Source organism: Methanosarcina hadiensis, from assembly GCF_046529725.1.
Classification (GTDB): domain Archaea; phylum Halobacteriota; class Methanosarcinia; order Methanosarcinales; family Methanosarcinaceae; genus Methanosarcina; species Methanosarcina hadiensis.
Map to the genome: position 1 here is coordinate 1584929 of NZ_CP136241.1, position 15686 is coordinate 1600614.

The 15686-nt window shown below is 35.8% G+C and carries 11 protein-coding genes and 1 pseudogene; 8 read left to right on the forward strand and 4 right to left on the reverse strand.

Annotated elements, in window-relative coordinates:
• Positions 1-117: 117 nt before the first annotated feature.
• Positions 118-4515, reverse strand: coding sequence for a tetratricopeptide repeat protein (locus tag RSJ42_RS06850; protein WP_410509839.1), 4398 nt, complete (start codon positions 4513-4515; stop codon positions 118-120).
• Positions 4516-5015: 500 nt separating this feature from the next.
• Between RSJ42_RS06850 and RSJ42_RS06855 the strand changes: the two genes are divergently transcribed.
• Both RSJ42_RS06855 and RSJ42_RS06860 read left to right on the forward strand, forming a co-directional pair.
• Entirely contained in the window at positions 5016-5366 is a 351-nt protein-coding gene (locus tag RSJ42_RS06855; protein WP_410509840.1) for a DUF2173 family protein, read from the forward strand.
• A 744-nt stretch (positions 5367-6110) separates the two neighbouring features.
• Complete coding sequence (locus RSJ42_RS06860) at positions 6111-6722, forward strand: uracil-DNA glycosylase family protein (protein ID WP_410509841.1); 612 nt, start codon at positions 6111-6113, stop codon at positions 6720-6722.
• A 636-nt stretch (positions 6723-7358) separates the two neighbouring features.
• Here the strand turns inward: RSJ42_RS06860 and RSJ42_RS06865 are convergent.
• Both RSJ42_RS06865 and RSJ42_RS06870 read right to left on the reverse strand, forming a co-directional pair.
• Positions 7359-8954 carry a histidine kinase dimerization/phosphoacceptor domain -containing protein gene (locus RSJ42_RS06865; RefSeq protein WP_410509842.1) on the reverse strand — a complete coding sequence of 532 codons (1596 nt, stop codon included), beginning with the start codon at positions 8952-8954 and terminating at the stop codon, positions 7359-7361.
• The gene (locus tag RSJ42_RS06870; RefSeq protein ID WP_410509843.1) at positions 8951-9355 is read right to left on the reverse strand and encodes a hypothetical protein; all 405 of its coding nucleotides are present in this window, start codon (positions 9353-9355) and stop codon (positions 8951-8953) included. Before RSJ42_RS06870 ends, RSJ42_RS06865 begins: the two co-directional genes overlap by 4 nt.
• 480 nt (positions 9356-9835) lie before the next feature.
• Between RSJ42_RS06870 and RSJ42_RS06875 the strand changes: the two genes are divergently transcribed.
• On the forward strand, positions 9836-10048 hold the full coding sequence (locus RSJ42_RS06875) for a hypothetical protein (protein ID WP_410509844.1): 213 nt from the start codon (positions 9836-9838) through the stop codon (positions 10046-10048).
• Positions 10049-10488: 440 nt separating this feature from the next.
• Here the strand turns inward: RSJ42_RS06875 and RSJ42_RS06880 are convergent, their stop codons facing one another.
• Positions 10489-11217: an endonuclease III domain-containing protein gene (locus RSJ42_RS06880; RefSeq protein ID WP_410509845.1), complete on the reverse strand. Its 729-nt coding sequence runs from the start codon at positions 11215-11217 to the stop codon at positions 10489-10491.
• Positions 11218-11624: 407 nt separating this feature from the next.
• On the opposite strand from RSJ42_RS06880, the gene RSJ42_RS06885 reads away from it, so the two are divergent.
• The 5 genes and pseudogenes from RSJ42_RS06885 (at position 11625) to RSJ42_RS06905 (ending at position 15658) form a co-directional block, all read left to right on the forward strand.
• Positions 11625-12155, forward strand: a complete 531-nt coding sequence (locus tag RSJ42_RS06885; RefSeq protein WP_410509846.1) for a hypothetical protein — start codon at positions 11625-11627, stop codon at positions 12153-12155.
• Positions 12156-12801: 646 nt separating this feature from the next.
• Positions 12802-13656, forward strand: a pseudogene (locus tag RSJ42_RS06890) (IS5 family transposase); the annotation flags it as partial.
• An 11-nt stretch (positions 13657-13667) separates the two neighbouring features.
• The gene (locus RSJ42_RS06895; RefSeq protein ID WP_410509847.1) at positions 13668-14282 is read left to right on the forward strand and encodes a SipW-dependent-type signal peptide-containing protein; all 615 of its coding nucleotides are present in this window, start codon (positions 13668-13670) and stop codon (positions 14280-14282) included.
• 214 nt (positions 14283-14496) lie between these two features.
• Positions 14497-14976: a signal peptidase I gene (locus tag RSJ42_RS06900; RefSeq protein ID WP_410509848.1), complete on the forward strand. Its 480-nt coding sequence runs from the start codon at positions 14497-14499 to the stop codon at positions 14974-14976.
• Between the two features lie 79 nt (positions 14977-15055).
• Positions 15056-15658, forward strand: coding sequence for a hypothetical protein (locus tag RSJ42_RS06905; RefSeq protein WP_410509849.1), 603 nt, complete (start codon positions 15056-15058; stop codon positions 15656-15658).
• Positions 15659-15686: the final 28 nt, after the last annotated feature.

Consider the following 15686-nt stretch of genomic DNA (forward strand, 5'->3'; position numbering starts at 1 on the left):
ATGAGATAAAAAATCTTTCTTCATTCACTATCAAATTACGGGCAGGAACATAAGGGAAAAAGAGATCTCAAAATAATATGAAGAGCCCCCTATTTCTTCACTTGCGAAAGTCTCTGCTCAAAGGTTTTCGTCCAATCTCTTAATTACATCCTGCATCAGGGAAGGAGCAAGTTCAAAGTTAAATTCCGGTGGAGCTGCTATTGGTCCTAAATCGAGACTTACATCACTTCCTTTTTTAAGTATTAGTTTGACATTTTCTGCTATCCTGACACTGGGGTAAATCAGAGCCAGGATGAGAATTAACAGTAAAAATGCATCAAAGTAATTATCCGGTATATCCGGATAAATATTCACTCTGGCAGGAGTTAAAATATTCCAGGCGGCGCTATTATTACTATCAGAAAATGCAGGATCTGAAGTTGTGTTATTTGCTAAATGGTACGAAACTATGTAGGGATAAAAATTTATCTGACCCGGGAAAAAATTCCGTAAATCATTTGATGTACTCTCATTCCAGGCTACAGGTTGTGGATTCTCAACATGTATAAATAGTATCAATAAAATCCCAAGTATAACGAATGTGCCAAAAGCCCTTCTTCTCCAGGTATTAACAGGAGAATTAAACCAGTAAGTCCAGAAGGGTGGTTTTATTTTGTGTTTCCAGATATTGTCAAGTAACTCTCTGGCAGCTTTATCTGTCTTATCATCCGGTCTCAGGTTTATGCATTCTTGAAGTTTTTCTTTAGCGGTTGTGTAGTCCTGAAGTTTAAAATAGAAATAACCCAGAAGGTATAAGGTGTATGCCTTGATTTCTTTATACTTGTTGAATTGAATAAGATACATTTTAATTTTTATTTTTACATTTGCTAGTGTTATTCCGGCTCTGTCAAAGAAATCCTTTGATTTTATAATATGGAATAAATCTAACATTAACTTGTACGCTAATGTTAGTGGTAGTAGCCCATATGTGAAAATAAGTAATAATAATAGCACTATTAGCATGTTTGGTACCGATAAATACTTCATCATTTGATCATTAAAAAAGTGCAAAGGTCCAAATAACATTGCAAACGCTGCAACTGTTGCTACTGCTAATGATAATTTTTGATTAAGTAGTTTGAGTAATATGATCATTATCGTTGCTGTAAAAAGCAAAAATGCAATAATCTGACTATTTAACTGGTAAAAACCTAATAATGATATAATGGCTACTGTCATTGGCCACAGTAATCTCTGCTTAAATATTATGAATACTATAACCAATCCTATACCTATTAACTTCAAATTGTTCGTTATTTGAATAGTAAAAACATTTTGGATATCGGGCTCAAAAGTTTTAAAAAGATAATAAAGTCCACTCAAAAATATTATAGCAACTATTATTTCCCATAATAGCTTTTGGTAGAGCAGTTTTTTTAGCGAATTCTTTTTGATCACGGGAGCATTACAAAAAACAAATACCTTCCCTAAGTCAGATAAAATTGAATTAGAAAGCTCATTGGAACATATGTCTTCGTTTTTTGGTGAAATACTCTCCTTTTCAGAGTTTTGTTTCTCAGAAGAGTCTGCTTTTTGATCAACTTCAAATTTTTGGCAAAGATATTTAGCATAAACCATCCATAGAAGAGAGGTTGGATCTTCAACGTTAAAAGAAGCTGCTTTTTCAAATGATTTAGCTGCTTCACTATATTTCTTTTCCTTACTTTCCATATCTTCTATTCTTATTCGGCCATCCAGGAAATGAACATAACCCATACTAGAATCAGGATTTTTATCATCTTTTGGAATACTGCTTATTTTTTCAGAGGCTCTTTCGATTCCTCCACTATTTAAATAAAGCTCTGCTAGGTTGGCACATGCTAAATTAAAGTCAGGATTTTCTTCTAGAATGCTTTCAAAAATCCTTTTCGCTCGATCCAGTTCTCCTTCTCTGGCAAGAACAACTGCTAGATTGTTGGAAGTGCGTGGATTTTCTGGATCAAGTTCTAGAGCATCTTTAAAAGCTTTTTTTGCTTTTGAAAACATTTCCAGTCTGTAAAAAACCAGTCCCCTATTTGTCAAGGCATCGGCAAAAGTCGGGTTTATCTCGATTGCTTTATCGAAAGCTACCATAGCTTCGTCGTATCTTTCGAGTTTATAAAGGGCAAGCCCTTTGTTATTATAAGATTTATATGAGACTGTGTTTATCGGCTTGTCATTTCCCTGTTCTATTCCCTGTTCTATTACTTTGTCGTATACTTTAATTGCTTCATCATACTTTCCAAGAGAATATAGAGCATCACCCTTGTTGTGCAACGCAAGATAATAATTTGGGTTTATCTCAAACGCTTTTTCAAAAGCTTCAATAGCTTTATTGTATTTTTTAAGCTTCGAATACGCATTGCCTTTATTGTTCCATGCAAGGGCGAAAATTGGATTTAGGGTTGTAGCGTTATCAAAAGCTTTTACGGCTTCTTCGTATTCTTTAAAGGCACCCTGATAATCTCTTGTTTTAATTAAAACTTCAGCAAGACTTGAATGGGCAGTACCTCTGTTGTACCAGTGGTCTGGATTCCCCGGGTTTTCATCAATTAAAATTTTAAAGTATCCTATGGCTTTTTCCAGAGCATTTTTAGCTGCTTCAATTCTTGTTGTCTCTTTTTCACAAGGGTTTTCTCCTTTTTTGTTTACTGTTTTCGGTTCACTAGAAACAGCTTTGATTCCTTCATCTTTGGCAAGTTTAAAAAGAATAGTTCCTTTTTTGAGCCAGGCTTTTGCGTCACGTGGTTTGTTTTTAAGGAATTCATCGAGGGCTTTAATAGCTTCTTTGTATCTTTTGAGCTCGTCTAAAACAAGGGCTTTTTCGTAGTATAAAGCTAAATTATCTTCTTGACTATTGAATGGTTTTATTATTTCATCGTATCTATTAAGAGCCTCTTTAAAAGCTATTTGTGATTTCATATCAATAATTTTTTGGAGAATCTCTTTCACTCTGGGATTCTCGTTTAAGCTATTAATTAGATGTTTTTCAAACTCTACTTTTCTTTGATTATTATTTTCGCTCCATGATACGTAGCACTTCAGGATTTCATCATCTTTTTTCTCCAATAGACTCTTGAAGGAACTCTTATCCTTATTATCAGAATCAGTTTTTTTAAAATCAAAAATAATTTTTAGTAGTTCCTTATTGTTACAATTATTTAGAAACTCGTGGAGAATAAGACCTTTGTAATACCATGAAGTTGAGGATATGCTTTTACAGGACGAATTTTTACTAGCTTTTTCGTCTTTTGCGAAATCATCAAATCTTTGAAATACCCTTTTAAACTCTTTTAATTCATAGTGAGAAAGAGCACAATAATAAGCTCCCTTATATTCGCATTCTGCGATTAGATTACTCCAGCAATTTTTATAAGAGTTGTTATCTGAATATTCGCTGATTATATTGGAATATCTCTTAAGATAATATAACAGTGGAACTCTTTTTGAACCATTTTTATTTCCTGTATTTATACTCTGCAGTAGATTTTCAAAAATTTTTGTATCGTAATAATCATAAGTTGCTGCTTCTTTGAAATCTTTTAAACACTTATTTATATATTCGGATGATTCGGAATTATCATGTTTAAATAGGTTGTAGTCTGCAATACCTTTATAGAACCATAATTTGCCATTTTCCTTATAAGGATTGTATTCTGAGGCATTTTCTAAACAAGTTGAAGCATGTTTAAAGCTTTCATCAGCCTCATTATTCATTCTTTTTTTCTTGTATAACATTCCAAGTTTATAATAAGTACATCCTGCGTAATAGCTAAGGGAAAATAATTCATTGATTTTTGTGTAGACATCTTTAACATCTTTTAAGGCATAATTATAATTTTCCCAAATTCCTTTTAATCCATTTGTTTGGCTATAATTTTTTTCATAAAAACTATTAAAATTTTTAAGAGAATCGTCAAAATTTTTCTTTATTTCGTTTAGTCGATTAAGAAATGACTCGTCACTATTTTTAGATAAATTTACAAAGTTATTTAAAGCACTATTAAATTTCTCTACATTATTGCTATTTCCGTAGAGCCGAAACCATAACTCAAAACCAGATCCATAAGAATCGAATCTGAAACATTCAATTAATCTTCTGATTGTTGAAAAAGAGTTGAAATCAACATTAATATGAAACAAAAGAGACTCATCGGTCCTTATAGAGGCTATCTTATATTTTTCTAAATTTTTAAAATTTTCCTTTATTTCACTTGTTTTACTGAGATATATTCCATTGATTTCTTTAGAAATGTCTTCAAAATCTTTTAATGCATTTTCAAAATTCTTCTTACTCTCTTCGAACATTTGGTTTCTTTCACATTGAATCCCAAGTCTATAATAGGTACATCCTCTATAGTAGTATGCTTTAATCTTTTTTCTATCCTCTTGGACTCTCGAGTAGTAACCAATAACTTTGGAAAATAATTCTTTGGCTTCCTCTAATTCTCCTTTTTCGTAGTGATTGCAGGCTTTTCTATAGTCCTGATCTCCCAAGCTCATTAGCTCTTTCCAGCCCTTTACCTCAATTATTATACACTATAATCTATATATTCACGTCTATATAATCAAATGAAAATATCTTCCTAACTTGAGATATTTATATTTCACGAGAAATGGCTCTGTAGAAAACCTATTAGAATCAGCTTCAAGAGGCTGAAATTATTATATAAAAATGAATCCGGTCTTCAGTTCAAATTGATGGAGATTTATTGTTTCAGAGGATTTCTACAGAGCCCGAGAAATTATAACTTAAAATTAAGTTTTCAATTTTCTTTTTTTAACTTGATATTTTTATATAATATCGCGATAATCACTTTTCATTCCTTTATGCAAAATAGGTTCAAAGGAGAATTATTTGTTTAACTGATTTCTGGTATGTTCACTGAGAGAGCCTGTGAACCTCTGAACAGCAATCCGGAATAAAGAAGACGTCCATATTTTTAGATTTAGCAACAGTTAAACCTGTATATGCTAAAAACCAGTGGGGGAAATATATGAACGGAAAAGAGTGTAACCTATCTTTAGACGAGCTTTTGAAATTTGAAGGTGTCATGGCAGCCGGAATTTTCAGTGCCGAAGGAAAGCTTGTGGAATATAAAGCCAGGGATGGAATGCCTGAAGAGATGGCACAGATGACTGCCAAGTTCTGCGGGGCTGTGAATATGATGTTCGATGCTCTGGCAAGTGCTTACTCAAAACTCTACGGGATGAACTGGGTGCCACAGAATAACTGGATGTACAGCGGCGGGGACTGGACAGTTATGATCTCGGGCACAAGAGGGGTCTTTGTCGAAAGCTCAAAAGCAGATTTAAAGCAGCTTCTTAAAGCCCTTGGAATGTGTTAAATATCCTCTGGATATGTGTTAATACCTTTAGTCTGTACTTGCCAGAAGATCTGATGACCCTGGGATGGTTGACCAATCGCTTTTAAACGCGAGGGATCTTTTTATGGGGGCATCACTTACCAAAGAAAAAACCATTTTACCGTTATTTTTTTATATCTGGAGGTCATATTTTATAATTGATCCATAAGGTCAGTCCCAGATCTATGAAGAAGACGTACAAAGAAAGTATGTGACTTAAATAGGTAATGACTTGACTAAGTAGTAACTTGACTAAGTAATAACTTAACTGAGTAATGACTTAATAAGCATAACTTAAATAGGCATAACTTAACCGAGTAAAGAACTACATTAAATTGTGGATCAGACCTTATGGGTCACAAGAACCCATTTAATATCTCTTTTCTATCTATTGTAATTTCAAATTTGCTTCCGTATTTTGTTTGCTTTCGTATTTCATTACTGATTGTTTGTATCTTCTTTCAGCTCAGGATTTTCAAATTGAATCGAATAGATGCTCTATTTTTCGTGTATAAAACCTGGAAATTATCAAATGTGCAGATTTGATCTGCAGATGATCTTTTAAATTTAGCCAGCATTTTTAGAAACTTTGTTATCTTTTAAAGCATTTGATTGACCGGTTAATCGAATCAAAAGATTAACTTTTTTACAACATATGGTAAAGGAGATATGAAATTTAAGGACATATTAAATCCGAAAATTCGGGCGAATCCTGAGGAGAATCCGATGAAGCCTGTTGAACCTATCAAATGCAAAGACTTTCCGTGTTCCGATATTAATAAAAACGGATATCTTGTGCCAGCTGTAGAAATCGAACCTGAGAAAGTAAAAGTGATTATGATTTCCGAAGCTCCTCCTGAGAATCCAGCTGACTATTTTTATGCTTCGGGAAACCCTTTCTATCTTAAGACGACTATCCAGGCGTTCAATGATGCGGGGATTCCGGTAAACAGTATTCAGGAAATTCTCGATCTGGGATTCTACCTTACAACAGCAATCAAATGTACAAAGAAGCAATATGGGGTTTCTGCACAGACGGTTAAAAATTGCTCTGCTGTGCTGGAGAAGGAAATTGCCATCTTTCCGAATATTGAGGTGTATATGTTGATGGGCGATGTTGCGATAAAGGCTTTTAACTACATCAGCAAGAGGCTCACTGGCAAGAATACTGTACCTTCAGGCTCTACGTATAAATTAAGAAAAGAAAAGTTTTTTTATAACGGGAAAAGGGTTTTTCCTTCTTATGTTCAGACAGGGCAGAATTACCTGATTGAGAAATCAAAAAGGGAAATGATAGCTGAAGATCTTGCTGAAGCTGCGAGAATAATAGGTAAATAAATTTCAGTAACTTGCTTAATTCGTAATTGCATTAAAACTATATGCAGGTCATATAAAGCCTGTTCTTGCAGGTTATATAAAGCCTGTTCTGCGCGCAGTGAAAATCAAAGGCATAAGTAAAATCTGGAAATAAGTATTAAGCAGAAGAAATGCAGAAGATAAATATAAAAATTGGAAGAAACTGTTAAACAAAAAATATTAAGTATGTAGAGTACAATCTTAGTTTATGGGACGGCTGGTAGAAGCTGTAGTCAATATATCATTATTGATTTTCGCAATAGTGTTTGTTAAAGTATGTCTCAGCATAATATATGAGATTAAAATCTTTCCATAGACCTTACAGCTGACTGATTTCTAAGTATTATGATAGGGGCTTTTTCAGCTGGTTTTTTGACTTTACGCTGTATTCTTAAAGAATCATATATAGCAAGTGCTCTGAATTTTTACATATATAATTAAGTGAGTAGCCGATTTCCATTCTTATTTACTTAGGACTTACGCACTTGAGGATTAGAATCAGGATCAATAGACCTTGCAGTTAAATCGCCTATTTAGACAGTTGAAGGTTTAGAGCTGTTGTTTTTCAGTTCAACCGCGTAAGTCCTATTACTAAAACTATCTGTTTATACGTTACTTTCATTCCTTCCCAAAGCATGTTTCTTCTTTGAACGTTATCCTGAACTCTGTTCCTTTCCCTTTTTTAAGTTCTATAACGCCTCCTATCTGGTCTACCAGGATATTTACCAGTTGAAGCCCGAGGGATGAAGTATGCCTGAAATCAATATTATCCGGAAGACCTTTACCATTATCTGATACGGTTAGCAGGAACTCAGAAACTTCGCAGCTGTCCTTGTCCATGTTATTTTTAATTTTACTGGTGTTCAGCCTGTTGAGCTTGATATGGACCTCTCCGCCTCTTCCTCTGGAAAAAGCATGCTTTAAAGAGTTAGATACGAGTTCGTTAATAATAATCCCCAGAGGAATGCCGGTATCCATGCCAAGAAAAGCATTTTCCATTTCCAGCTTTAAATGAATATCTTTGTTTCCGACCACATATGACCGGAAAAGTTCATTTGCCAGTTTCTGGATGTATGCTTTAAAATCAAAGGTTTCCACATTTCCTGTTTCTCCGGTTTTGTAAAGTTCTTCATGAATCAGGGACATTGAGATTACGCGGTTCTGGCTGTCATAAAAAGATTCTTTTACTTTTTTATCATTGAAATTCTCTGCCTGCAGGCTGAGCAGGGATGAAATAACCTGAAGGTTGTTTTTGATCCTGTGATGGATCTCTTTTTTCCTTATTTCTTCGGTTTTTAAAAGGGCTTTCTCTGCCTTTTTGCGTTCCGTAATATCAAGCATTATGCCTACGATTCCGATTACTTCGCCGGCTATGTTGCTGTAAACAGCTTTATGGACAAGGAAATCTCTTGAATCTCCATCTATTGCACGTTTTATTTCCAGTTCATGAGGTCTGATATTGCCTTCCCTTAGCAGTATTCCGTCAAAATGTGCTGTTTCGCGGAGAGTTTCATCAGAGAATTGCTCCCTGAATTCATATATGTAATGTCCTATAACCTCTTCTTTGGGCAGGTTAAGGATCTGCCGTGCAAACATTTCATTGCATCCCTGGTATATGCCTTCAAGGTTTCTGTAGAATACAGGAGAGGGTATTGCATCAAGAAAGGTCTCAAGGAAGTATACATTGTTTTCAAGGTCTTTTTCTACTTTTTTACGCCTGGAAATCTCCATAGACAGCTTCTCATTCGTTCTTGTAAGTTCCAGAGTCCTTTCTTTGACAAGCTCTTCAAGATTCTCCTTATACCGGCTTAATTCTTCTTCCGCATGCCTGCGTTCAATAGCTTCAGCAATTACAAATGCAACTGAATTTAAAAAGTAAGTCTCATCCGCAGTAAACTTTCTTTTCTTCGTCGAATGGGCTCCCAGCACTCCAAATGGTTTCTCCGTATCTCCTATAATAACGCTTATCCCACTTGTAATATTATGTTCTTGCAGGATTTCCGGGGCTTCAAAACGGCTTTCTTCTGCAAAATTCTTTACGATCACAGGCACTTTCGAAAAAACAGTATATCCAGCCTGAGACCATTTTCCTCCTTCTATCGCTTTCCCAACAAATCCGGGTTTCCATCCTGTGCCAGCTCTGAGCAGAAAACTTCCATCAGGCTTGAGTTCGAGAATTTTGCAGAATTCAAGGTCCAGGGTTCTGGCAATCATTTTACACTTTCATCCATAAAAGCCTGAAGGCTTTCGCACTTAAGGGCCATCTTTCCGAGTGTATAGAGAGCATCATACTGCTTTTCCTTAATAAGCAGCTTTTCTCCCAGCTTTTTCTTTCCTGTTATTTCAAACCCGTATATGTTTACGTAATTCTCTCCAGGCACAGGATAGAAGGTTATGAGGTAAACTTTTTTTTCCACTCTAACTTCTATTTTTTCAGAAATACCCCTTTTTATAACCTTTTTGATAAGATTCCCTACAGAATCAGGTAGTTCTCCCCCCGATTTTGTATCCCATTTTTTTAATAATGCTTCACTTGCCGCGTTTGAATAGATAATCTTCCCATCAGCTCCGGCCCGGAGCACAGGATTTGGATTCTGAAACATCAGTTGTTCCATTTTTTCTTTTCCCCGAAACATCCCCTCTGATAAACCAGATTCGAAAGTAAATACGCGCAAACCGGAAGTCTCCAGTATACAGGAATTTCCAAAGTAAGCTTTCTAACCAGAGATAATTTCTGGCAGAAGATTTAGGGCAAAAGTTCTTGCAGCTGCCGTTTATTTCTTTTTGTTGGTAATATATACATTTCTTTTAATAAATTGTTTCCTCCAGAATTCTAACCTTGATTTAATCCGTCGGGCATACCCATCTGAGGATAAAAGTTATATAAGTTTACTAACTAAATATTCTAAGCGAGTGATTTATATTACTCAAAACATGTTGTCCGGGTGTATCTTAACTATATAGTTATGTATGGAATATATTTAATATTTGGGATATCTATTTATACGGGTCATACCAACTATATTATGTCGAAGAGAACCAGAAAATGAGACTAAAATAAGAATACTATAAAAAACAAAAAAAGGTGATATAAAATGGAAAAACTTAGAAATATAATCATCCAGAACGTGGCAATTTTCAACAATGCATTCCCAGACCGGTTCTGCCATAGCCCGGATGTGATATCAGCGATCTCACACGACTATAAGTTCACTTATGGACAGGTCGAAAACGAGATCGAAAAGATGGTCCACGAAGGCGTTCTTGATGCAGAACTTTCCGACTGGTATGGAATAAAGCTCCTGTAAGAACAAATTGCCGCTCAGGAAAAGCGAGCACAGACCAGAGTATAATGAAATCTGGATTAGATCAAGGATTAATTAATAAACAGGCATTTAACTGCCTGGACAATTGCCTGATCACGTAAACCAGTGTTGAAATAGGATTAAGAAACATATACAGCGGAAACTTCAGTCGGAGTTTCTTAAGTAGCCAGTTCTTATTCCCTTAAAACCTTTTAATTGAGAAGTATTTTACATTGATATATTTTACATTGATATATTTTAACATTGATATATTTTACATTGATATATTTTACATTGATATATTTTACATTGATATATTTTAAATTAGTAAGTATTTTAAACCAATAAGAATTTTAAATTGATAATTATTTTAAGGCTACAGAGTCGCAATGTTCGATTATTGTATTGTTTAATTTTTAGTCCTGAATTTTAAACTTATGCCTTCAGATTAGAAGGCCTTTTAAAAGAGTACACTGCGAATAGTCAATCTTCTGATAATATCTCTTTGCGTGTTCTACAAGAAGTGCATGATATTCCTGATAAATGATCAGGTCTTCTGGCAGATTCTTCTCAAACAATGCCTTGATTTCTGAATATTTTGCTTTCTCATCAGCCAGGCCAAGATTGCCCACAATTCTCCTGGTATATGCGTCCACTACAAAAGAGGGCTGTTTGAAGGCATATAACAGGATTGAATCTGCAGTCTCAGGACCAACGCCTTTCAGTGATAGCAGTTCTTCTCTTTCAGGGCTTCTGCCTTTTAATTCCATAAACCATTCAGAAAGGGTTTTTAAGCGTATCGCTTTCTGGTTATAATACCCTGCAGGTCTGATTGCTTCTTTTAAGGCTTCAGGGTCGAGGGCGATGATTCCCTCCGGGGAAAGACAATCTATCCGTTTCAGGTTTATCAGGGCTCTTTCAACCTGCTGCCAGTTCGTATTCTGGGTAAGCATGGCTCCGCATATAATCTCAAACTGCTGAATTTCCGTATGGGGATATGTATAGTCTCCGGGGTGATATCCCTTGATAGAACCCGTTTTAGTGGGATTTGTTCCGCCATTGTCGTGCAGTTCTGTTAAAGGCCACCACCCCTGAGGGCCGTAAGAATCAAAGAGATAACCATAGATCATTTGAATGACTGATTTAACACTGGATTTTCTGTTGCTGTACATTTCGATTCTCTTTTCAATTATTAAATTTCCTGAATGCAAACTCTAATGCGTTTTTTGTTGTTTGTATTTCGTTGGTATCACAAATATTGTCTGTGAATTTATATCAACATGAAACTCAAGTTGTTCAAGCACAGTTAATGCACAGTTAATATATCCTTTATCCTGGCATGTCCAAAAAATCTCTTAGCAATGCCGATTTTATTCTGAAAAAGAAAATTTAGCGCCTGGCCAATATATTATTATTGTAATTTTCATGATTACTGGATTTGATAAATATACGTGATTGCAGTTTTATTACTTTTTCATAGCTAAAAACAATCTTCGGGCAATCTACATAAGAATATAATAAGAGAAATTAAATAAGTTTATATGCTCATACAGTATAAAATATTTTAGGGTGAATTCATATGGATTATACAGGTAATTGTTCAAGATGTGTACAGACACAATCGCAGTTGTCAAAGAGTGATATTTTTGGAGTTCTCCAGAATGACCGGAGAAGGCATGTTCTGGAACTCCTGCGCAGTCACGGAAACCAGAGTGTACGCTCATTGTCTGAAGAAATAGCTCGTTTGGAAGCCGAAAACGGAGAGCCAAACAGCAGCGTCAGAAAAAGCATATATATCTCTCTTCTCCAGACCCATATCCCAAAAATGGAAAGCCTGGGAATAATCACCTATAACAGGGAACATGATACTGTGGAACTTCTTCCCGCAGTCCATGATTTCGACGTATACATGGAAACTGCAAATAAAAGTGGCAACATCTGGAGCCGGTTCTACTTAGGCCTGAGCATCCTTGCTATTGGTGGCAGCCTCACTATCTTATCAGGTCTCATAGAATGCATCTCAAGTTCCCAGTGGATGCTCTTTGTAAGCATAATCTTTCTTGTCTCCTCAACAACCAACATGTGCCATTTCCATAAACTTGAAGGATAAGCGTATGTCATAGTGCGGATTTAACCCTTTCTTAATGCAACAACCAGAAGCCATCCGATGATGTTAACCTCACATTATCAAGACAAAAAAACCTCTTTTAACCAGTCATTTTCTCAGCCATTTTTATATTGTTCTCAGCGTGTGGACAAATCTATATATATCTTTTTCCCGAGGTCTCATGCCAGTTTTCAGGACCCTGTATGGAAATCTTTATATAAAGTAAATTGAAGTTTAGCCTTTTTCCTGGTTAATGTCTCCTTTTTTTCAGCACCCAGTTATTAAGCATACTCTGTCTTTCCACAAGATCATAAAGCCTCTTGATAGCCTTAATTGTTCATTAACTCACTTAAAAAATTATTAATTAGCCAATAACTATCTTAAAAAAATTACTATGATTATATAGCTCAATCGCGGGAGCAGGAGGTCGAAGAATCGAGCCCATAAATGGGTTTCTTCCCTTTCTATTGCAGAGATTGGGGAGCGAATGACAGGCAATTGACGATTGACAATAACAGGATTGATCAAAGAGGTGTAAAGGGCTCTGTAGAAATCCTCTAAGTTTTATTTTTTCCCAAAAATATATAAAATAAAATATTAAAATTGCTCCTTATCTTTTGTCCCCACAAAAAACGAGGAGCAATTCCTATTGTCATCAAATAAATATATTAATTTTATTGATCTCAGTCTTAAAACGGTTCAGTCTTCCAGACTGAACCTTTACTCCTGTAAATATTCCAAACGTATTTATACTCAACATCAGCTTCTTGTTCTTGTTTTACTGAAGGAGTATATAAGTACAGACTATCGAGATTTTGTAGAGCTTATTGACCTCATGAGCAGTATAAAGGAAAAACTTGACCTTGATAAGATTCCACATTACACTACTCTTCAAAAGTTTATGTCCAGAATCCCTTCGTCATTATTTAACATAATTTTGTCAAAAACTTTAAAGCTATTTTATTCACATGGAGAAAATGCTTCCATTACAGCAATTGATGCAACTGGGTTTACGAGTTCTTATGCAAGTTATTATTATTCTCGAAGAACAGGGAAGCTCCGTAGGAGCTTCCTTAAAACTTCAATAGCAGTAGATACTGATAGAAAAGTAATTTTAGGATGGAAAATAAGTCAAAAAACGGATCATGATACCAAGCATGCAAAAGCTCTGATAAGACAATCAAATAGAACAAAAAAATCTGAATGTTATGTCCTTGATAAGGGGTATGATTCTGAAAAAATTCATACTTTAATTAGAGAAGAAATAAAAGCAGACTCAATTATACCTTTAAGAGTAAGAAAAAGGAAAAAAATCAAAGGAAAATATAGAAAACAGCTACATTTTACCTTTGATAAAACAAAATACAATAAACGGAACATAGCAGAAACAACATTCTCTGTTGTCAAAAGAAAGTTCCGAGAAGTACTCAGGGCAAGAAAGTTCTATAATCAAGTTAAAGAAATAAAAATTAAACTGATAGTGTATAACATAAACAAAAAAGTGGTAGAAATAACTTGCATAAATTAAGGATTTCTACAAAGCCGTGTAAAGGAATGCTTAATAAGAAGATACTTTTAAGCGTGCTCATTATTGGACTGGTAACTGCTGTGACAGGTGCCGGGACATGGGCACAATTCATTGATACTGAAAAAAGTACTGGAAACACGCTTACGGCCGGAAGTATGAATCTTAAGTTATCGAAAGATGGTACCGCCTATTATAATGGAATCTCCGGCTACACTCTTGCTGGCTTATATCCAAATGATAAAGGTGATATTGGAGTCATATACGCAAGAAACGAAGGCTCTGTTGATGGGAATCTCTCTGTAACAATTAATGCAACGTCGATAAAAAATCATGAAAACTCTATAATAGATCCTGAGATCCCAGACGATGCAACGTCTGACACAGGAGAGCTTGGGAACCATCTGACAATTTATGCAAACGATCAAATAATTTATAATAAAGGTATTATATATACAAGGAGCCTTGGACCGCTCCCTGATGGTGAAAACACTACGATTAATTTTGAATATGCCGTTGATAATGCAAATAATGAGATTCAGTCTGACCAATTCGTTTTCGATCTTGATTTCACTCTGACTCAGGGCTCAACTCAGACTAAGTAAGGAGTAAAACTTATTACTCCTTACTATTTTTGTCAGAAGACATCAAAAATGAAATTGGCACCTTCTGCTTCTGTGTCCTGACAATTTGACGAAATGAAATATTCTATTATGGAAATAAATGTTCCTGTAACTGATCTCTTATGGCACTCAGGTGGCTCACACCAGTACCACCATTATTTGTGAATGGACAGGAAGTAAGATCGATTTGTGGGATATGAAAACTATAGAGAATATTATTTTATCATTGCTTATCATTGGGATCATATTTATTCTCAGCACTGGGATCCCAACAGGCTCAGTCCAGCTCATGACTGTTACAGGAAACAGCATGGAGCCCACAATAACAGCCAGAGACGTAATTCTGGTCGATACTGCAGAAACACAGCCCGTTATTGGGGATATAGTGTCCTATTATTATACATTTGAAGAAAATGAGAGGCTTATAGTCACTCACAGGATAGTGGGAATCGAAAAAGGGGGTTATAGAACTAAAGGAGACGCATATGCTGAGCCAGATGACTACACGGTTTCTCCTGAAGATGTTGTAGGAGTTATGCTTTTCAGGATACCTTACTTTGGGAGTTTAATTCATTTTGCTGGAACTTCAAAGGGTTTTTTAACACTTGTGATTTTTCCTGCGTCAATACTGATTATACAGGAATTAATTGAGATTAGAGGTTCAATGAGGCGATAAAATGAGGGCATTCAATAAAATAATTCTTTATGGAATGATGTTAACATATCTCATTTTATCAGGAACGCCATTCAACTGTTTGACGGGAAATACATTTGCTTATTTTCATGATGTTGAATACAGTATTGGAAATACACTGACAGCAGCTGCCTGGGAAAGTGAAGCCGATCGTCTCATAGTTTCCGACAGCAAGCTCGTCAAAAACGGTGAAAAAATTCTAGGAATCACTTTTGATGTCAGTGGGGCCCAGAGTGTGACCATAGACAAAGTCCAGATCTGGTGGGATATCCCCAGGGATGATGCCGGGTCCATAACAGAGATAAAGGTACAGGGAAAAGAATTCTTCGCAGGCAACAGGAAAGCAGGGGAAGTTATGGACATGGAGGACTATGTGCTTGGAAATGGTTCCTCTGCAAAGCTTGAGTTTTATTTCGATAGTGACGTATCTGGCCTTTCACCCTTCACAATTAATATTATTATGGGGGACGGGTCTGTGAGGAGCTTTGTAACGGATCCGGTATACAGTTCTAATTCCCAGGAAACTTTTGCGGCAGATCCGCAAATAGAGAGTCCGGATGCGCAGGAAGCTTCCGGAATAGATACGGGCCAGAAAGAACAGGAAGTGCCTTCGCTAAATACGGAAATAACAGAGGCGGGAAGCAGCGTGAATATGGATCTGTAAATGGGCAGGAAGCACCTGTACCTGATAC

Excerpts from the sequence above, each read along its gene's own strand:
- RSJ42_RS06885 (WP_410509846.1), top strand. The coding sequence starts at position 11,625 with ATGGATTATACAGGTAATTGTTCAAGATGTGTACAGACACAATCGCAG.
- RSJ42_RS06860 (WP_410509841.1), top strand. The coding sequence starts at position 6,111 with ATGAAGCCTGTTGAACCTATCAAATGCAAAGACTTTCCGTGTTCCGAT.
- RSJ42_RS06870 (WP_410509843.1), bottom strand. The coding sequence starts at position 9,355 with ATGGAACAACTGATGTTTCAGAATCCAAATCCTGTGCTCCGGGCCGGA.
- RSJ42_RS06900 (WP_410509848.1), top strand. The coding sequence starts at position 14,497 with ATGAAAACTATAGAGAATATTATTTTATCATTGCTTATCATTGGGATC.
- RSJ42_RS06865 (WP_410509842.1), bottom strand. The coding sequence starts at position 8,954 with ATGATTGCCAGAACCCTGGACCTTGAATTCTGCAAAATTCTCGAACTC.
- RSJ42_RS06855 (WP_410509840.1), top strand. The coding sequence starts at position 5,016 with ATGAACGGAAAAGAGTGTAACCTATCTTTAGACGAGCTTTTGAAATTT.
- RSJ42_RS06875 (WP_410509844.1), top strand. The coding sequence starts at position 9,836 with ATGGAAAAACTTAGAAATATAATCATCCAGAACGTGGCAATTTTCAAC.
- RSJ42_RS06880 (WP_410509845.1), bottom strand. The coding sequence starts at position 11,217 with ATGTACAGCAACAGAAAATCCAGTGTTAAATCAGTCATTCAAATGATC.